The 16832-nt window shown below is 68.9% G+C and carries 16 protein-coding genes; 14 read left to right on the forward strand and 2 right to left on the reverse strand.

All coding sequences use genetic code 11. The features are described 5' to 3' along the window. Positions 1 to 25 precede the first annotated feature (25 nt). The 9 genes from RC1_RS06505 (at position 26) to RC1_RS06545 (ending at position 8295) form a co-directional block, all read left to right on the forward strand. Entirely contained in the window at positions 26 to 1120 is a 1095-nt protein-coding gene (locus RC1_RS06505) for a flagellar motor protein MotB (protein ID WP_012566552.1), read from the forward strand. A gap of 199 nt (positions 1121 to 1319) precedes the next feature. After that, positions 1320 to 2885, forward strand: a complete 1566-nt coding sequence (locus RC1_RS06510) for a circularly permuted type 2 ATP-grasp protein (RefSeq protein WP_012566553.1) — start codon at positions 1320 to 1322, stop codon at positions 2883 to 2885. Further along, entirely contained in the window at positions 2882 to 3847 is a 966-nt protein-coding gene (locus RC1_RS06515) for an alpha-E domain-containing protein (protein ID WP_012566554.1), read from the forward strand. Before RC1_RS06510 ends, RC1_RS06515 begins: the two co-directional genes overlap by 4 nt. An 84-nt stretch (positions 3848 to 3931) precedes the next feature. Continuing rightward, positions 3932 to 4681 (forward strand): arginyltransferase, encoded by a 750-nt coding sequence (locus RC1_RS06520; protein ID WP_012566555.1) that lies wholly within the window; start codon positions 3932 to 3934, stop codon positions 4679 to 4681. A gap of 52 nt (positions 4682 to 4733) precedes the next feature. Beyond that, a complete protein-coding gene (locus RC1_RS06525) occupies positions 4734 to 5519 on the forward strand; it encodes a tat (twin-arginine translocation) pathway signalsequence domain-containing protein (RefSeq protein ID WP_012566556.1) in 786 nt (261 codons plus the stop codon). A 37-nt stretch (positions 5520 to 5556) separates the two neighbouring features. Beyond that, the gene (locus RC1_RS06530) at positions 5557 to 6681 is read left to right on the forward strand and encodes a TRAP transporter substrate-binding protein (protein ID WP_012566557.1); all 1125 of its coding nucleotides are present in this window, start codon (positions 5557 to 5559) and stop codon (positions 6679 to 6681) included. Positions 6682 to 6754: 73 nt separating this feature from the next. Further along, positions 6755 to 7105, forward strand: a complete 351-nt coding sequence (locus RC1_RS06535; RefSeq protein ID WP_184446306.1) for a c-type cytochrome — start codon at positions 6755 to 6757, stop codon at positions 7103 to 7105. A 377-nt stretch (positions 7106 to 7482) separates the two neighbouring features. Continuing rightward, positions 7483 to 7875, forward strand: coding sequence for a response regulator (locus RC1_RS06540; protein WP_234703836.1), 393 nt, complete (start codon positions 7483 to 7485; stop codon positions 7873 to 7875). Between the two features lie 132 nt (positions 7876 to 8007). Continuing rightward, positions 8008 to 8295, forward strand: a complete 288-nt coding sequence (locus RC1_RS06545; RefSeq protein WP_012566560.1) for a hypothetical protein — start codon at positions 8008 to 8010, stop codon at positions 8293 to 8295. A 25-nt stretch (positions 8296 to 8320) separates the two neighbouring features. On the opposite strand, the gene RC1_RS06550 is transcribed toward RC1_RS06545, so the two are convergent. Next, positions 8321 to 8713: an acyl-CoA thioesterase gene (locus RC1_RS06550; protein WP_012566561.1), complete on the reverse strand. Its 393-nt coding sequence runs from the start codon at positions 8711 to 8713 to the stop codon at positions 8321 to 8323. A gap of 103 nt (positions 8714 to 8816) precedes the next feature. Between RC1_RS06550 and parE the strand changes: the two genes are divergently transcribed. Further along, positions 8817 to 10808, forward strand: coding sequence for a DNA topoisomerase IV subunit B (parE, locus tag RC1_RS06555; RefSeq protein WP_012566562.1), 1992 nt, complete (start codon positions 8817 to 8819; stop codon positions 10806 to 10808). Between the two features lie 34 nt (positions 10809 to 10842). Beyond that, positions 10843 to 11394, forward strand: coding sequence for an isochorismatase family protein (locus RC1_RS06560; protein ID WP_012566563.1), 552 nt, complete (start codon positions 10843 to 10845; stop codon positions 11392 to 11394). Between the two features lie 220 nt (positions 11395 to 11614). Here RC1_RS06560 and RC1_RS06565 read toward each other — a convergent pair whose 3' ends face one another. Continuing rightward, the gene (locus RC1_RS06565) at positions 11615 to 12352 is read right to left on the reverse strand and encodes an alpha/beta fold hydrolase (protein WP_012566565.1); all 738 of its coding nucleotides are present in this window, start codon (positions 12350 to 12352) and stop codon (positions 11615 to 11617) included. 231 nt (positions 12353 to 12583) lie between these two features. On the opposite strand from RC1_RS06565, the gene RC1_RS06570 reads away from it, so the two are divergent. The 3 genes from RC1_RS06570 (at position 12584) to RC1_RS06580 (ending at position 16765) form a co-directional block, all read left to right on the forward strand. Beyond that, positions 12584 to 14170, forward strand: a complete 1587-nt coding sequence (locus tag RC1_RS06570; protein ID WP_012566567.1) for a DEAD/DEAH box helicase — start codon at positions 12584 to 12586, stop codon at positions 14168 to 14170. 4 nt (positions 14171 to 14174) lie between these two features. After that, positions 14175 to 14417 (forward strand): Lrp/AsnC ligand binding domain-containing protein, encoded by a 243-nt coding sequence (locus RC1_RS06575; RefSeq protein ID WP_012566568.1) that lies wholly within the window; start codon positions 14175 to 14177, stop codon positions 14415 to 14417. Positions 14418 to 14554: 137 nt separating this feature from the next. Further along, positions 14555 to 16765, forward strand: coding sequence for an LPS-assembly protein LptD (locus RC1_RS06580; protein WP_234703837.1), 2211 nt, complete (start codon positions 14555 to 14557; stop codon positions 16763 to 16765). Positions 16766 to 16832: the final 67 nt, after the last annotated feature.

The following is a 16832-nucleotide window of genomic DNA, read 5'->3' on the forward strand; positions in this document are numbered from 1 at the left end:
TCGAGGCAGAAAAGCGGGGCCTTCGGTGGCAGGCGGCGGCGGGCAGAATCTGGCCCCGATCATCATCAAGAAGATCAAGAAGGGCGGCGAAGGGCACCATGGCGGTGCCTGGAAGGTGGCCTATGCCGACTTCGTGACCGCGATGATGGCGTTCTTCCTGCTGCTCTGGCTGCTGAACGTCACCACGTCGGAGCAGAAGCAGGGCATCGCCGACTATTTCAGCCCGGCCAGCCCGTCCAAGCAGGAGAGCGGCGCCGGTGGCGTCCTGGGCGGCCAGACCATCACCGTGCCGGGCGCCAAGATCAACCAGAGTTCCCCACCCCAGCTTACCGTGCCGGTGCCGAGCATGCCGGCCTCGGCCAATTCGGAAGAGCAGGTCGAGGATTTCGACTCCAGCACCAAGGGGCGCCCCGACGGCACCCAGGACAAGGTCGGCCAGGGCGAGGCGGGCGACAGCGGCGGCCCTGGCGACAGCCGGCTGGACGCGCTGGAGAAGGCCGGCGAGATCCGGCAGGCCGACAAGAACCGCGACGGCAAGATCGACGAGAAGGAGCTGAAGGAGGCGCTGGCGAAACTGGAGCAGGAGCAGTTCCAGCGAACGGCGCAGGAGCTGCGGCAGGCGATCCAGCAGGTCCCGGAACTGCGCGAGCTGTCACAGAATCTGGTGATCGACAACACGCCCGAGGGACTGCGCATCCAGCTCGTGGACCAGGAGGGCTATTCCATGTTCCCGTCGGGCAGCGCCAACATGCTGCCGCAGACGGCCCAGCTCATGGCCCTGGTGGCGCAGGCGGTGGGCAAGCTGCCCAACCACCTGTCGGTCAGCGGCCATACCGACAGCACCCCCTTCGCCGCCGGCAGCAGCCGGAGCAACTGGGACCTGTCCACCGAGCGCGCCAACGCCAGCGTGCGCGCCCTGCTGGCCGCCGGTGTGCCGGAGAACCGCATCGATCAGGTTACCGGCCGGGCCGACCGCGACCACCTGTTCCCGGACGATCCGCGCTCCCCGCGCAACCGCCGGGTCAGCATCGTTCTGCTGCGGGAACAGGAACTGGCCGGCGGCGCGGCTCCCGCCGGTGCGGCACCGGCACAACCCGCGGGTCCCACGCCGCGGCGCTGATCCCCCGCCGCGCCGCTGACCGGTGGTGGCGCAGCACCGCCCGGATTCCCCGATCGGAAGGCACTGGCAAGCGCCAATATATCTGTTAGAGTTTTTGCGTCTGCGAACGGCCCCGGCGGCGAAACGCTCAAGCCCGGGCCCCGGACAGGGATTTCAGACGGGGTGGGACGTGAGCGGTTCTGGGGATGGCGTCGCACGGATGCTCGCATCCTATGACGCGAATGGTTTCTATGACGAGCTGTTCGGCGGACCGGGAAATCCGGCGCTCCACACCGACCCGATCCGCAGCCGGCTGGGCGATCTGGACTTCTCCGACCTGAAGCGGCGCGCCCGCGATGCGGAGCGTGAGCTGTACAACCTCGGCATCACCTTCCTGGTCTACAGCGAAGCCCGGGCGGTCGATCGCATCCTGCCCTTCGACGTCATACCCCGGATCATATCGGCCGCGGAATGGGCGCGGTTGGAGGCCGGTGTGCAGCAGCGCGTGAAAGCGCTGAACCTGTTCCTGCACGACATCTATCACGATCAGAAGATCCTGAAGGACGGCATCGTCCCGGCCGATCTGGTCCTGGGCAACCACAATTTCCGACCGCAGATGATCGGGCTGGACGTGCCGTTCGGCACCTACATCCACATCATGGGCGTGGATCTGGTGCGCGACGACGCGGGCACCTTCCGGGTGCTGGAGGACAACGGCCGGGTCCCGTCGGGCGTGTCCTACGTCGTCGAGAACCGGCACATGATGATGCGGGCCTTCCCCGATCTGATGTCCGACATCGGCATCCGTCCGGTGGACAATTACGGCGTCAAGCTGCTGGAGGCGATGTGCGAGATCGCCCCGGCCGATGCCACCGACCCGCACGTCGCCCTGCTCTCCCCCGGCCCGTACAACTCCGCCTATTTCGAACACATCTTCCTGGCGCGGGAGATGGGCGTGCCACTGGTGGAGGGGCGCGATCTGGTGGTCCAGAACGACCGGGTCTACATGCGGACCACCAACGGGCTGGAGCGGGTGGACGCGCTCTACCGCCGGGTCGGAGACGACTTCCTGGACCCGCTTGCCTTCAACCCCGACAGTTGCCTGGGCGTGCCCGGCATCTTCGAGGCCTACCGCAAGGGCAACGTGGCGCTGGCGAACGCCATCGGCACCGGCGTGGCCGACGACAAGGCCGTCTATGCCTATGTGCCGCGGATGATCCGCTACTATCTGGGGGAAGAGGCGATCATCCCCAATGTGGAGACGCACATCTGCCGCGAGCCCGAGGCGCTGAAATACACGCTCGACAACCTGGACCGGCTGGTGGTGAAGCCGGTCGGCGAGGCCGGCGGCTACGGCATCACCATCGGCCCCATGGCGAGCAAGGCGGAGCTTGAGGACTGCCGGGCCAAGCTGCTGGCCGACCCCGCCAACTACATCAGCCAGCCGATGGTGGCCCTGTCCGTCTGCCCCACCCTGGTGGACGGCGGGATCGAGCCGCGGCATGTGGATCTGCGCCCCTTCGCCATCACCGCCCGCGACACCTGGGTGCTGCCGGGCGGTCTGTCGCGCGTGGCGCTGAAGAAGGGCACCCTGATCGTGAATTCCAGCCAGGGCGGCGGCTCCAAGGACACCTGGGTGCTGGAGAGCGACGGTCCGGCGGTGGCCGCCCTGGACGACGGCCCGGCGACGGTCCCGACGCCGGTGCGGGCCCAGAACCAGACCCAGGGACCCGGGACGGGGCAGGCCATGGCGCAGCCCCAGGTGACGGGGGAGACCGCCGCATGACCAGCCTGCTGGCCCGCTACGCGGAATGCATCTTCTGGATGGCCCGCTACATGGAGCGGGCGGAGAACCTCGCCCGCATCCTGGACGTGCACGAAACCTTCGCGCGCGACAGTCACGGCGCCAAGTCCTGGCTTCCGATCGTGCAGTTGAACGCCGACCAGGACCGCTTCTTCGCCCGGCACAGCTCGGCCGGGGCGGACAACGTGATCCATTTCTATGTGCTGGACCAGGAGAACCCCACCTCCATCATCTCGGCGGTGCGGATGGCGCGGGAGAATGCGCGGCAGCTCCGCCCGCTCATCAGCACGGAGATGTGGACCCAGATCAACGTCTTCTACAACACCCTGCTGGAGCTTCCCCCGACGGAACTGACGCGCCCCAACCTGCCCCGTCTCTGCCGGATGATGAAGGAGGCGTGCCAGACCCATACGGGGATCACCGAGGGCACCTTCTTCCGCGACCAGGGCTGGTACTTCTACCAGCTTGGCAAGTACCTGGAACGAGCCGACCAGACCACCCGCCTGCTGGACATGAAGTACCACTCCCTGCTGCCACGGACGGCGGACATCGGCTCCCCCATCGACATCAGCCAGTGGAGCGCGCTGCTGCGTTCCGCCTCCGCCTACCATGCCTTCCGCCGCGTCTATCCGCGTGGAATGACCCCCGCCGCCGTAGCCGGATTTCTGCTGTTCAACGACGCTTTTCCGCGGTCTGTGGTTGTCTGCACCAACCAGATCGACCAGTTATTGTCACGGCTGACGTCGAAATACCGGCTCCGGCGTGGTAATCTCGCCATGGAACGTGTGGACGAGATCCAGGCCGCCCTGGAGACGCACACGATCGAACGGGTCATCGCGCACGGGCTGCATGAATACCTGGACTGGCTGCAACTTCGCCTTTCCGATGTCTCTCTGGAGATCGGGCGGGCTTTCTTCGGGATGGAGCAGCCGGCAGCCGCCTGACCCGCATTCCCCCTGCCGTCGCCGCGGCAGCATCCGCACAGGCGTCCTCCGCCCGCTGTCAGGCATCGGAACGGCGCCCGGCCCATGAGTGTCATCCAGCCCCCCATCCGTCCGTTGCAGCAGTTCTACCGGTCGGGGCCGATGCCCTGCCCCTATCTGCCCGGGCGGGTAGAGCGCAAGCTGTTCACCCGCCTGTCCGGACTTCAGGCAGCCGACATCAACTCCACCCTGTCCCGCGCCGGATTCCGGCGCAGCCATGACATCGTCTACCGCCCCGTCTGCCCCGGCTGCACGGCCTGCGTGCCGGTGCGCATCCCCGTGGCTGCGTTCGAACCGGACCGGACCATGCGGCGGACCCTGCGGCGCAATGCCGACCTGACGGTCACGGCCGTGCCCGCCCGCGCCACACTGGAACATTACCGGGTCTTCGCGCTCTATCAGACCTCGCGGCACGGCGACAGCGACATGAGCCGCATGCGCTTCCCCGAGTTTTCGGCCATGATCGACGAGGGCCGGGTGGACACCTGCCTGTTCGAGGTGCGGGACCGCACCGGCAGGCTGCGCGGCGTCGCCCTGGCCGACCGGCTGGAGGACGGGTACTCCGCCGTCTACAGCTTCTTCGATCCGGCGGAGCCCCGGCGCAGCCTGGGCACCTTCCTGATCCTGCAACTGGTCGCGGAAGCGCGGGCCGAGCGCATGCCTTACGTCTATCTGGGCTACTGGATCGGAAGCAGCCGCAAGATGGCCTACAAGGCCCGCTTCCGCCCCCTGGAAGTGCTGGGCCGTGACGGCTGGGGCGCCATCGATCTGCCCGCACCGGACGAACCGGCCTGACCGGCGGGACCCTGCCCCTCCCGGCAGCGTTTCTCCAGACGGGAGGATGCAGATGGATCGACGGTTGTTTCTGGTATCGGCGACGCTCCTGGGCGCCGCTGCGGCTCTCGTCGGACCCGTGCGGGCGCTGATCCACCCCGCGGTGCCTGCCGGCACCCGCCGCGTCATCGTCGGCGCGCCGGGGGCGGATGAAGGGGCTCTGGGCCTGCTCGGCGGCCTGCCCTTCGGACCGGAACCCGAGGCGGTGCAGGCCTGGCTGCGGACGGCCGAGGGCCGGGACCTGTGGCGGGACGCCTTCGGGGCGGCGGGGCTGGAGGCCCGGCCCGTGGCGCTGGAGCCCGCTCCCGGCCCTACAATGCCGCCAGGATGGCCGGACCTGCCCGCCCTTTCCGGCTGCCGCGTCACCGCCCCCTGGCCGCTGCGGACGCTGTGGCAACGCCTGGGGGCCGCCCCGGCCGGACCGGAGGCGGCGGCGGACATCGTCGATCCTGGTCCGGCCCCCGGCCCCTGGCGGGGGTTCGGGCCGCGCTGCCGCATCGTGGCGGAGGTCCGCCCGCTGGGGTCCGGCCCGGCCCTGGTGTCGAGCGGATCGCCGCCGCCCGTCACGGACGGGAGGGGCGCCACCTCCCAGCCTCTGCCGGCAGAGGTTCTGGTCGCCGCCGGCGGCGCCTGGAGCGCCCTGCGCGCGGATCTGCTGAACCATCCCGACCCGCTGCACCGGCGGCTGGCGGCAGCGCTGCTGACCCTGCCCCGACCGACGGAGGACCTGTCCGCGCTCTGGCCCTGGGAGACGGCAGCCACGCGCGCGTCGGTTGCCCGGCCCTCCCAGGCCCTCTAGTCTGGGGCGTCGCATCCGTCCAGCCACCGAGGCCCCTGTGAAGCGCCGCGCCTTCCTGACCGGCAGTGCCGCCGCCGCGGCAACCCCGGCCGTCCTTGCCTCCCTGGCTGCCGGGGGCGTTGCCGCACCCGCCATCGCCAGTGGACGGATGGAATGGCGCATGGTGACGAGCTGGCCCAAGGGACTGCCCGGCGTCGGCACCGGCGCGGAGCGGCTGGCACGGCGGATCGGCGAGATGACGGACGGGCGGCTGACGGTGAAGGTCTTCGCCGCGGGCGAACTTGTGCCCGCGCTTCAGTGCTTCGACGCGGTGGCGAACGGCACGGCGGAAATGGCCCACGACGCGGCCTACTACCACCTGTCCAAGTCCGAAGGCTGCGCGTTCTTCACCGCCTTCCCCTACGGTCTGACGGCGAATGAACTGGATGCCTGGGTCCACCATGGCGGAGCACAGGCCCTCTGGGACGAACTGTATGCGCCGTTCGGGCTGAAGCCCTTTCTGGCGGGCAATACCGGCACCCAGATGTTCGGCTGGTTCCGCAAGGAGATCCGCTCGGTGGCGGACCTGCGCGGACTGAAGATCCGCACCCCCGGCAACAACGGCCGGGTTCTGGCCCGGCTGGGCGCTACCGTCGTCAATGTGCCGGGCGGCGAAATCTACGGCAACCTGCAGTCCGGCGCCCTGGACGCCGCGGAGTGGGTCGGCCCCTTCAACGATCTCGCGCTCGGCTTCTACCAGGTGGCGCCCTATTACTATTCACCCGGCTACCAGGAACCCGGAGCCGGGTTGCAGCTCATCGTGTCCAAGGCGAAGTACGATGCCCTGCCGGCCGACCTGCGCGCCGTCATCGCCCAGGCAGCCCAGGCCGAGAACAACGACATGCTGGCGGAATACACGGCCCGCAGCGGTGCCGCACTGGCGACGCTGGTCCGGCAGCACGGGGTGAAGCTGCGGCGGCTCCCGGAGGACGTGCTGACAGCCCTGGGGGGCGCCGCCAACGAGGTGCTGAACGAGATCCATGCGGCGGGCGACCCGGTGACCCGCCGTATCATCGAAAGCTATATCCGGTTCCGCGCCGAGGTCGTCCCCTGGAGCCGGGTGGGTGAGTTCACGCTGGAGCAGGCCCGCCTGCTGGACATCCCGCACACCCTGCGGGGCTGAACCGGGGAACCAGGACCGCACGCGGGCGTTCGGGGTCCGCAGGCACGCCCGTCCCATGCCGGAGGTGAAGCTCATGACGCGCGCACGTCCGTTCCCGCTGGCCGTTCCGTTCCTGACATCCCTGCTGCTGGTCGCCCCCCTTCTGCCGGCCGCGCCGGCGGATGCCGCCGACCGACCCGCCGATGCCCGGATCGGGGGCGAACTGGCCCAGTCCCGGTGCACGGCCTGCCATGTGGTGGCAGCCACCGGCGGCGGGACCGACCAGGCGCCGGCTCTGCCGGCGGTCGCTGTCGCCCGAAGCGACGGTGAGCTGGCAGCGTTCCTGGCCCGGCCGCACGGCGCCATGCCGCCGATCAGCCTGACCCGGCAGGAGATCGCCGATCTGGTCGCTTATCTGGGGACGCTGCGCCCGCCGCCCCCCTGAACGGGGGAACGGGAGCGGCCCGGTCCGCGCCCTTTTGACGCGCCCGTCCTGACGGATACCGTCGTGCGCACGAGGACGGATATCCGCAGCAGAAGGTGACTGCCACAGGAACGGCGGGCAGAAGGCCGCGGAAACTGTGAGGGCCGGAAGACCATTCGCATTCTAACGAAAGCGATACCCGACCGGCCGGGTTGCCGCCGGCGTCTGCATACGATAGGCACCGCCATATCTGCCGGACAGGCCGAAGTCATTCCGATCGTGACCAGCGGCGGGAATGATCTATACTGAATACTCCTTGCAGGATGTGACGCGAGAGTGCCGCCGCGACGATGAACCGATCCAGAGAACTACCCAGCCATTTACCGTCTGCCCGGATCATGATTGTCGAAGACGATGCCCTCGTCGCGCTCGGCATCCGCATGACGTTGCAGGACCTGGGCTATGATGTCGTCGGAATTGCGGCGTCGGAGCCGGAAGCTGTCGATCTGGCGGCGGCAGCCCGACCATCGTTGGCTCTGATGGATATCCGTCTGCGCGGCGTGGTGGACGGGATCGATACGGCTCGTCGCCTGCGAAGCGAGTACAATATCCGCTCGATCTATCTGTCGGCGTATACGGACGAAAACACCATGACCCGTGTCGCCCAGACCTATCCGGTGGGCTTCGTGCAGAAGCCCTATTCCGCGCCGCAGCTCAAGGCCGCGCTGGAACTGGCGCTGCGACGGCTGGGCAGCGCCGGCAGTACGCCGGCGGAACCGTCGGCCGGCTGAACCCCCGTCCGGCAATCCCAGTTTTGTCACGCGCGCCGCGCCCGGCTTCGGGGAATGGCCGGCGGTCCTTCGTGTTCATCCGGGTGACGGGGGCGGCAACGGCCCTCGCTTCCGACAGAAGGAGAACCCGAGATGCGCGCCAGACTCTGGCTGGTTCCGACCGTGCTGCTGCTGGGCCTTGCGGCCTGCGGCGATGATACCGCAGGCGGCGGCAACACCACGGGAACGTCCCCGGCCCCCGCCACCTCGACCCCGCCGGAACCTTCGGGCACGACCGGCAGCCCGACCATGCCGGGCACGACGGCCCCCGGGCCGGCGCCCCCCGGAACGACGACGCCGGGTACCACGACCGGCACGAACGATACGAGCCCGGGCACCGGCAGCACCGGCTCGACCAGCGGACAGCCGGGCGGCGGCTGAGCGCCGCCCGGCCTCACGCCATCCGTCACGCAGGCGGGACCGGCCTGGGCCGCCGGTCCTCGCCGATGGCGACATAGGTGAACACACCTTCCGTCACCTTGTAGGCCTGGCTGGCGGCGCCCCGTCGGACCCAGACGTCGATCTTCACGCGGATCGAGGTCGTGCCCACCCGTTCCACCGCGCAGTAGCAGTTCACCTCGTCCCCCAGGCTCACCGGCCGGTGGAATTTCATCGCTTCGATCCCGATCGTGGCGACACGCCCCTGGGCGCGCCGGGCCGCGATGACGCCTCCGGCCACGTCCATCTGAGACAGCACCCAGCCGCCGAACACGTCCCCGTTGCCGTTCAGGTCGCGCGGCATCGCAAAGGTGCGGAGCGCCGGGGCGTCGCGGTCGAAATCCGGCATCGTCTCATCCATGGTCGGGTAGACTCCTCTCGACAACATTACAAAATCTGGTAGCGCCCCTGCATGGGGACCGCTTCACCTTGAAAGCGCTCGGCGCGGGTCCCTATAATGGGCCATGACCGACCTTTTCCAGAACACCGCCCGCAAGCAGGACACCTATTCCGCCCAGGACATCGAGGTCCTGGAGGGACTGGAGCCAGTCCGCCGGCGGCCCGGCATGTATATCGGCGGGACCGACGAGCGGGCGCTGCATCATCTCGCGGCCGAGGTGCTGGACAACGCCATGGACGAGGCGGTGGCGGGCCATGCCACCCGCATCGACATGGAACTGACGGCGGACGGCACCGTCACGGTACGGGACAACGGCCGCGGTATCCCCGTGGACGAACACCCGCGCTACCCCGGCAAGTCGGCGCTGGAGGTGATCCTCACCACCCTTCACTCCGGCGGCAAGTTCTCGGGCAAGGTCTACGCCACCTCCGGCGGCCTGCACGGCGTCGGCTCGGCGGTGGTGAACGCGCTGTCCGACAGGCTGCGGGTGGAGGTGGCGCGCGACCGCCAGCTCTGGACCCAGGAATACTGCCGCGGCGTGCCGCTGGGGCCGTTGACCAATGTCGGCCCCGTTCACAACCGCCGCGGCACGGTGGTGAGCTTCCACCCCGACCCGCTGATCTTCGGCGATGGCGCCGTCTTCAAGCCGGAGCGGCTGTACCGGATGTGCCGCTCCAAGGCCTATCTCTACCGTGGCGTGGAGATCCGCTGGAGCTGCGATCCCGCCCTGCTGCCGGCCGACGGCTCCGTCCCGGCGGCGGAGACCCAGCACTTCCCCAACGGCCTGCTGGACTACCTGACCGGCACGCTGCGCCAGCGCGCGACGGTGACGCCGCAGGCCTTCGCCGGGCAGGCGGAGTTCCCGAACGAGGCCGGCCGGGTCGAATGGGCCATCGCCTGGCCCGAGGACGACGAGGGCTTCAGCCACACCTACTGCAACACCATCCCGACGCCGCTGGGCGGCACGCACGAGCAGGGTCTGCGTGCGGCGCTGACCCGCGCACTGAAGGGCTATGGCGAGCTGGTGGGCAACAAGCGGGCCGCCGGCGTGACGGCGGACGACGTGATGGACGGCGCCATGGTGCTGCTGTCCGTCTTCGTGCGCGACCCGCAGTTCCAGGGCCAGACGAAGGAGCGGCTGGTCAGTCCCGAGGCCCAGCGCCTGACCGATGCCACCATCAAGGACCATTTCGACCACTGGCTCTCCGCCGCCCCGGACGCCGCCAAGGCCCTGCTGGAACGGCTGATCGAGAAGGCGGAGGAGCGGGCCCGCAAGCGCGCCCAGAAGGAGATGGCGCGCAAGTCGCCGACGCGGCGCCTGCGCCTGCCCGGCAAGCTGGCCGACTGCTCCCGCCAGAGTGCGGAGAACACGGAGATCTTCATCGTCGAGGGCGACAGCGCCGGCGGCTCCGCCAAGCAGGCGCGCAACCGCGAGATCCAGGCCATCCTGCCCCTGCGTGGCAAGATCCTGAACGTCGCCTCGGCCAGCGTGGACAAGCTGCGCGGCAACCAGGAGCTGGCCGATCTGGCGCAGGCGCTGGGCTGCGGCACCGGCAAGGAGTTCTCGCTCGACAAGCTGCGCTACGAGCGGGTCATCATCATGACCGACGCGGACGTGGACGGCGCCCATATCGCGTCGCTGCTGATGACCTTCTTCTACCGGGAGATGCCCGGTCTGATCCAGGCGGGACACCTGTATCTGGCCCTGCCGCCGCTCTACCGCCTGTCCGGCGGCAACACCGTGCGCTACGCCCGCGACGACGCGCACAAGGACGAGCTGATGAAGACCGTCTTCCGCACCGTCCGCGGCAAGGTGGAGATCAGCCGGTTCAAGGGCCTGGGCGAGATGCCGCCGTCCCAGCTCAAGGAGACGACGATGGACCCGGCGAAGCGGACCCTGCTCCGTGTCGTCGTGCCCGACCTGCGCGACCCCGAGCAGAAGGTGGATGCGGAGGAGACCCGCTCCCTGGTCGAGAGCCTGATGGGCCGGAAGCCGGAGCTGCGCTTCAAGTTCATCACCGAGAACGCCCGGTTCGCCCAGGACCTGGACGTCTGACCCCGCCCCTGCCCTGCGCCCGGAGAGAAGCCCCGTGCTGATCGACGCCGCCGCCTCCCGCCTTGCCGTCATCGACGTGCAGTCGCGCCTGCTGGCCGCCGTGTCCCGTGGCGACCGGGTGGCTGCCCGTTGCGCCATTCTGGCAAAGGGAGCGGCCCTGCTGGGCGTGCCGGTCTGCGCCACGGAACAGAATCCCGCCGGCATCGGGCGGACCGTGCCGGAGCTGGCCGCCCTGATCGGCACCGTCTTCCCGAAGACGACCTTCAGCGCCGGCGGCGATCCGGCCTTCGCCACCTGGGCCGAGGCCGGCGGGACCGTGGTGCTGTGCGGGACGGAGGCGCATGTCTGTGTGTTGCAGACGGCGCTGGATCTGCGCCGGCGCGGCCGGCCCGTGGCCGTGGTGGCGGACGCCGTCGGGTCCCGCGATCCCGCCGACCGCGAGGCGGCGCTGAACCGCCTGCGTGTCCACGGCGTGGACATCGTCACGACGGAGATGGTGCTGTTCGAGTGGCTGGGACGCTACGACCGGCCCGAATTCCGCGCCGTGCTGCCGCTGATCAAGGCCCTGGGGCCGGACGTGGCCTGACGCCTAGGGCGCGGGCGATTCCCGGTCAGTGGTGGTGCCCACCGTGGGAGGCGGGCTGACTGTTGCCGCCCAGCGCCTGGATGCAGAGCGCGACCACGCCGGTGAACACCAGGAACACGCCGATGCCGAGGAACCCCATGGGACCGCTCCGCCTGGAAGAACTGTGCCGACCATAACGGTCGGCGGCGGAGCCGGCAAGGAACCTGTCCCCCTTCCCCCGTCAGAGCTGGGTCAGCCAGAGGCGCATCAGCGCCGTCGTCGCCTCCGGCTGTTCCATCGGTGCCAGATGCCCGCAGCGTTCCACGACCGCAAGGCGCCCGCCGGGAATACCGTCCGCCATCTCCTGCGCCTTCTCCGGGCCGGTCAGCGAATCCTCGCGGCCGACGATGACCAGGGTGGGACAGTGGATGCCCGGCAGATCAGGCCGCGAATCCGGCCGGGTCAGGATGGCCGTCTGCTGGCGGCAGAAGGCGTCGCGGCCGGTGCGCTCGGCCATCGCCATGATGGCTTCCGTCACCTCCGTATCGGCCAGCCGGTCGGGATGCACCAGCATGGGCAGCAGCCGCGGCGTCACTCCTTTGAAGCGGCCGGTCTGTGCCAGCTTGATGAGGGCCTGACGGCGTTCCTTCTGCTCGTCCGTATCCGGCCGGGCGGTGGTGTCCACGAGGCACAGCTTCGCCACCCGCCCGGGCGCCTGGCGCAGCACCTCGAAGGCGACATAACCGCCCATGGACAGGCCGGCCAGGGCGAAGCGCTCCGGTGCCGTCGCCAGCACCCCGCGGGCCAGCTCCGTCACCGACTCGGCCCCCGTCAGGTCAGCGACCCGGATATCCGGAGCGACGTCGGCAAGGTGGCGCGTCTGGTGTGCCCAGAGAGTGGCATCGCAGAGCAGTCCGGGCAGCAGGACCAGCGGCAGCGCCCCGGTTTCCGGGGGCCGGCCGGTTTCTCCCTTCATCATCCGGTTGAAATCCTTGCTTGTCAGGGCATTCGTTGCTATCGATGCGCCCGACCCTAGCGGAAGCTCCGCAAGGCGCCAAGTCGGGCATGGCAGTCACGCATGGTCTTCCGGATGTTTTCGGTTGATCGGCGCGACGCTTGGTCCATCTATGCGTCTGTACTGCGATGCGGGCGTAGAATTCATCCGCGCCCCACCGGGCACCGCTCCAACGACTGGTCGCGAACAGGTTTTATGCAGTTCTCCGAACTTGGGCTCGGGCCCGAAGTCCTGCAAGCCATCTCCGAGGTGGGCTACACCACGCCGACACCGATTCAGGAGAAGGCCATCCCCTGGGTGCTCCAGGGACGCGACGTTCTGGGCTGCGCCCAGACCGGGACGGGCAAGACGGCCTCGTTCACCCTTCCGATGATCGAAATCCTGGCCCAGGGCCGCGCCCGGGCACGGATGCCCCGGTCGCTGATCCTGGAGCCGACGCGGGAGCTGGCGGCCCAGGTGGCCGACAATTTCGAGATCTACGGCAAGTACCACAAGCTGAACATGGCCCTGCTGATCGGCGGGGAGAGCTTCGGCGATCAGGTCAAGAAGCTCGAACGCGGGGTGGACGTTCTGATCGCCACCCCGGGCCGCATGATCGACCTGTTCGAGCGCGGCAACATCCTCCTGTCCGACATCAAGATCCTGGTGATCGACGAGGCGGACCGGATGCTCGACATGGGCTTCATCCCGGACATCGAGCGGATCGTCGGGCTGCTGCCCAAGCTGCGCCAGACCCTGTTCTTCTCGGCCACGATGCCGCCGGAGATCCGGCGCCTGGCCGACCAGTTCCTGATGAACCCGCGGGAGATCACGGTCGCCCCGCCCGCCTCCCCCGCCGCCACGGTGACCCAGGCCCTGGCGGTGGCCTATGACGAGGACAAGCGCAAGGTCCTGCGGCACCTGCTGCAGACGGAGGACGTGAAGAACGCCTTCATCTTCTGCAACCGCAAGAAGGATGTCGGCATCCTGCACCAGTCCCTCTCCAGGCACGGTTTCAACGCCGGTGCCCTGCACGGCGACATGGTGCAGTCGAAGCGGACGGAGACGCTGGAGGCGTTCAAGCAGGGCAGCATCGACCTGCTGGTCTGTTCCGACGTCGCGGCCCGCGGCATCGACATCAAGGGCGTCAGCCACGTCTTCAACTTCGATGTCCCGTTCAACGCGGAGGACTATGTCCACCGCATCGGCCGCACCGGCCGCGCCGGCCTTACCGGGCGTGCCTTCACCATCGCCGCCCCCGAAGACGGTCGTCTGGTCCAGGCGATCGAGAAGCTGATCGGCCGGGAAATCCCCCGTGTCCTGATCGACGGGCTTGAAACCCCGGAGCTGGAGTTCGAGGAGAGCGGTCGCGGCCGCCGTCGTCCCCGGCGTAAGGACGAAGGTCGGAAGGAAGAAGGCCGCAAGTCCGAACCCCGCTCCGCCCGCCCGCCCCGCTCCCGCGCGGCCGACCGGACAGAGGCCGGCGATTCTGCCGCAGCCACCCCCGTACCCGAGGAGCGGGCCGCACGCCCCGAACGCTCGGAACGGTCTGTGCGCGCCCGTCCGGAGAGGACCGACCGTCCGGTCCAGGACCGCCCCGAGCGCCCGGTCCGTGAGGACCGTCCCCGCGAGGATCGGCGGAGCCGCTTCGCCGACCGTGGTGAGGACCGCCGCCGCCGCCGGGACGAGGACGATGACCGCACGCCGGTGATCGGCTTCGGCGACGACGTTCCGGCCTTCATCCTGCGCGCGGCGCGTCCTGTGCGTCCCGCCGCCCTGCCCGACAGCGATGCCGAAGGGTGACCCCATGCAGACGATCTTCGTCCTCGTGAAGTGCGACCTCGGTCAGGCCTACGAGGTCGCCGACCGCGCGGTGCAGGAGATCGAGCAGGTATCGGAAGTCCACTCCGTCTCAGGCCAGTACGACCTGATGATGAAGTGCTACCTGGACGACGGAGCCGACATCGGTCACTTCGTCACCGGCCACTTGCAGACCCTCGCCGGGGTCAAGGAAACCTTCACCATCATCGCCTTCAAAGCCTTCACCTGAGGCGGAACCGGGGGACGCGCGCCGCGCATCCCCCGGTGCGGTCCCGCTGCGGCTCCGCCTGCGGTTGACTCGGGCCGTCCGCTTGGGAAAGGTGGAGCCTGATCTTGCCCTCTCCCGCAGACCCGGAGCCTGACGGAGTGACGTCACCTCGGCGCATTCTCGGTGCGGCCGCCCTTCTCGGGCTGCTGGCAGACCCTGCCATGGCGCAGACGGCCCAGGACGGGCAGCCGGTGCTGTTGAGCGCGGACAGCCTGGACTACAACGAAGACCTCGGCATCGTCACGGCCCGGGGCCATGTCGAACTGGCCCAGGGCAGCCGCATCCTGCTGGCTGATACGGTCAGCTACAGCGAAAAGACCAACGTCGTCACCGCCACCGGCAATGTCTCTCTGCTGGAGCCGTCGGGAGAAGTCGTGTTCGCCGACTATGTCGAGCTGACCGACGACATGCGCCAGGGCTTCGTGGACAAGGTCCGGCTGCTGATGACGGACAATTCCCGCCTTGCCGGCGCCCAGGGCGAGCGGGTTGACGGCCGCTATACCCGCATCGAGCGGGGCGTCTATTCGCCGTGCGAGCTGTGCAAGGAGGACCCGACGCAGCCCCCGATCTGGCAGATCCGGGCCGCGCGGGTGACCCACGACCAGGAAAGCCGCGACGTCTATTACCGCGACGCGGTGCTGGAGATCGCCGGCATCCCGGTCGCCTATACGCCGTTCTTCGCGCATCCCGATCCGACCGTGGAACGCCGCTCCGGCTTTCTGGCACCGGGGGGCGGATTCGGCTCCGACCTCGGCACCTTCGCGCGCCTCTACTACTTCTTCGACATCACCCCGAGCCAGGACTTCACGCTGGAGATGACGCCCAGCACGGAGGACGGGCTTCTGCTGGGCGGCGAATACCGGCAGCGCTTCACCAACGGCAGCCTCCGCCTGTCCGGCAGCGCCACCTATGCCGACCTGACCGAAGGGTTCGGGGAGGAGCAGCGCAGCGAGAAGAAGTTCCGCGGCCATCTGTTCGGCAGCGGGCGCTTCAACATCGACAACGAATGGCGCTGGGGGTTCGACGTCCAGCGCGTGACCGACAGCAGCCACCTGCGCCGCTACGACTATTCGGACGAAGACCTGCTGACCAGCCGCGGCTTCCTGGAGTGGTTCCGGGCCCGTGACTACTTCTCGGTGAACGCCTACTCCTTCCAGGATCTGCGTCCCGGCAACGAGGAGGAGGAGCCGCTGGTGATGCCGCTGGCGACCTACGGCGCGCTGGGCGAGCCGGGGGCGTTCCTCGGCGGCACATGGTCCCTGGACGGCAACCTGCTCGCCCTCTGGCGCAACGACGGCACGGACACCCGGCGCGCCTCCAGCGAGGTGGGCTGGCGCCGGGACTTCGTGGCGCCGATCGGCCTCGTCACCAGCGTGACGGGCAGCCTGCGCGGCGATGCCTACTGGATCGGAGATCTGCGGACGACGGGTGCCAACTCGGCCGATGCCGGATCGGACAGCACCGAGCTGCGGCTGTTCCCGCAGGGGCAGGTGACGATGAGCCTGCCTCTGGTCCGACAGGCTGGAACGGTGCAGCAGCTGATCGAACCGATCCTCGCCTTCACCGCCGCTCCCAAACTGGACAGTGACGACGTTCCCAACGAGGACAGCCAGGACATCGAGTTCGACCACACGAACCTGTTCCTGACCTCGCGCTTCCCCGGCGTGGACAGGCTGGAGGGCGGCCAGCGCGTCACCTACGGTCTGCGCGCCGGTTTCTACGGTTTCGGCGGGGGCAGCAGCACCCTGTTCCTGGGCCAGTCCTACCGGCTTCAGCGCGACAACGACTTCCCCGCCGGCTCCGGCCTGGAGGGACGGCAGTCGGACATCGTCGGCCGCATCGAGGTGACGCCGAGTCCCTGGCTCGATTTCTCCTACGGTTTCCGCCTCGATTCCGAGACCCTGGACCAGCGCCGGCACGATGTGTTCGGCGTCGTCGGTCCGCCGGAATTCCGGGTCAGCGGCAGCTACATCTACCTGGACAGGCTGACGCTGGAGGACGGCACGGCGACCCGGAACCGGGAAGAACTGACGCTGGGCGTGAACTCCGCCTTCTCCGAGAACTGGTCGGTGGGGGTCAGCCACCGCCGCGATCTGGCAACGGGCGGTGGAGCGGTCAGCAGCGGCATGATGCTGACCTATCAGGACGAGTGCATGACCTTCCAGCTGATCGGTGAGCGCGACTTCACCCGCCGGTCGGGCCTGGACACGGGGGACAAGGTCTATTTCCGGCTGGTGTTCAAGAATCTGGGCGAGTTCCTGAGCCCGGCGCTGTCGGGGGATGTGTTCGGCCAGGGTCAGGGAAGCTGACCCGGCCGGACGCGGTCCCCGGCTGGACGCGATCCGGCATCAGCCTACCTTGCTGCGCATCCTGTCC

It is taken from the genome of Rhodospirillum centenum SW, from assembly GCF_000016185.1.
Taxonomy (GTDB): domain Bacteria; phylum Pseudomonadota; class Alphaproteobacteria; order Azospirillales; family Azospirillaceae; genus Rhodocista; species Rhodocista centena.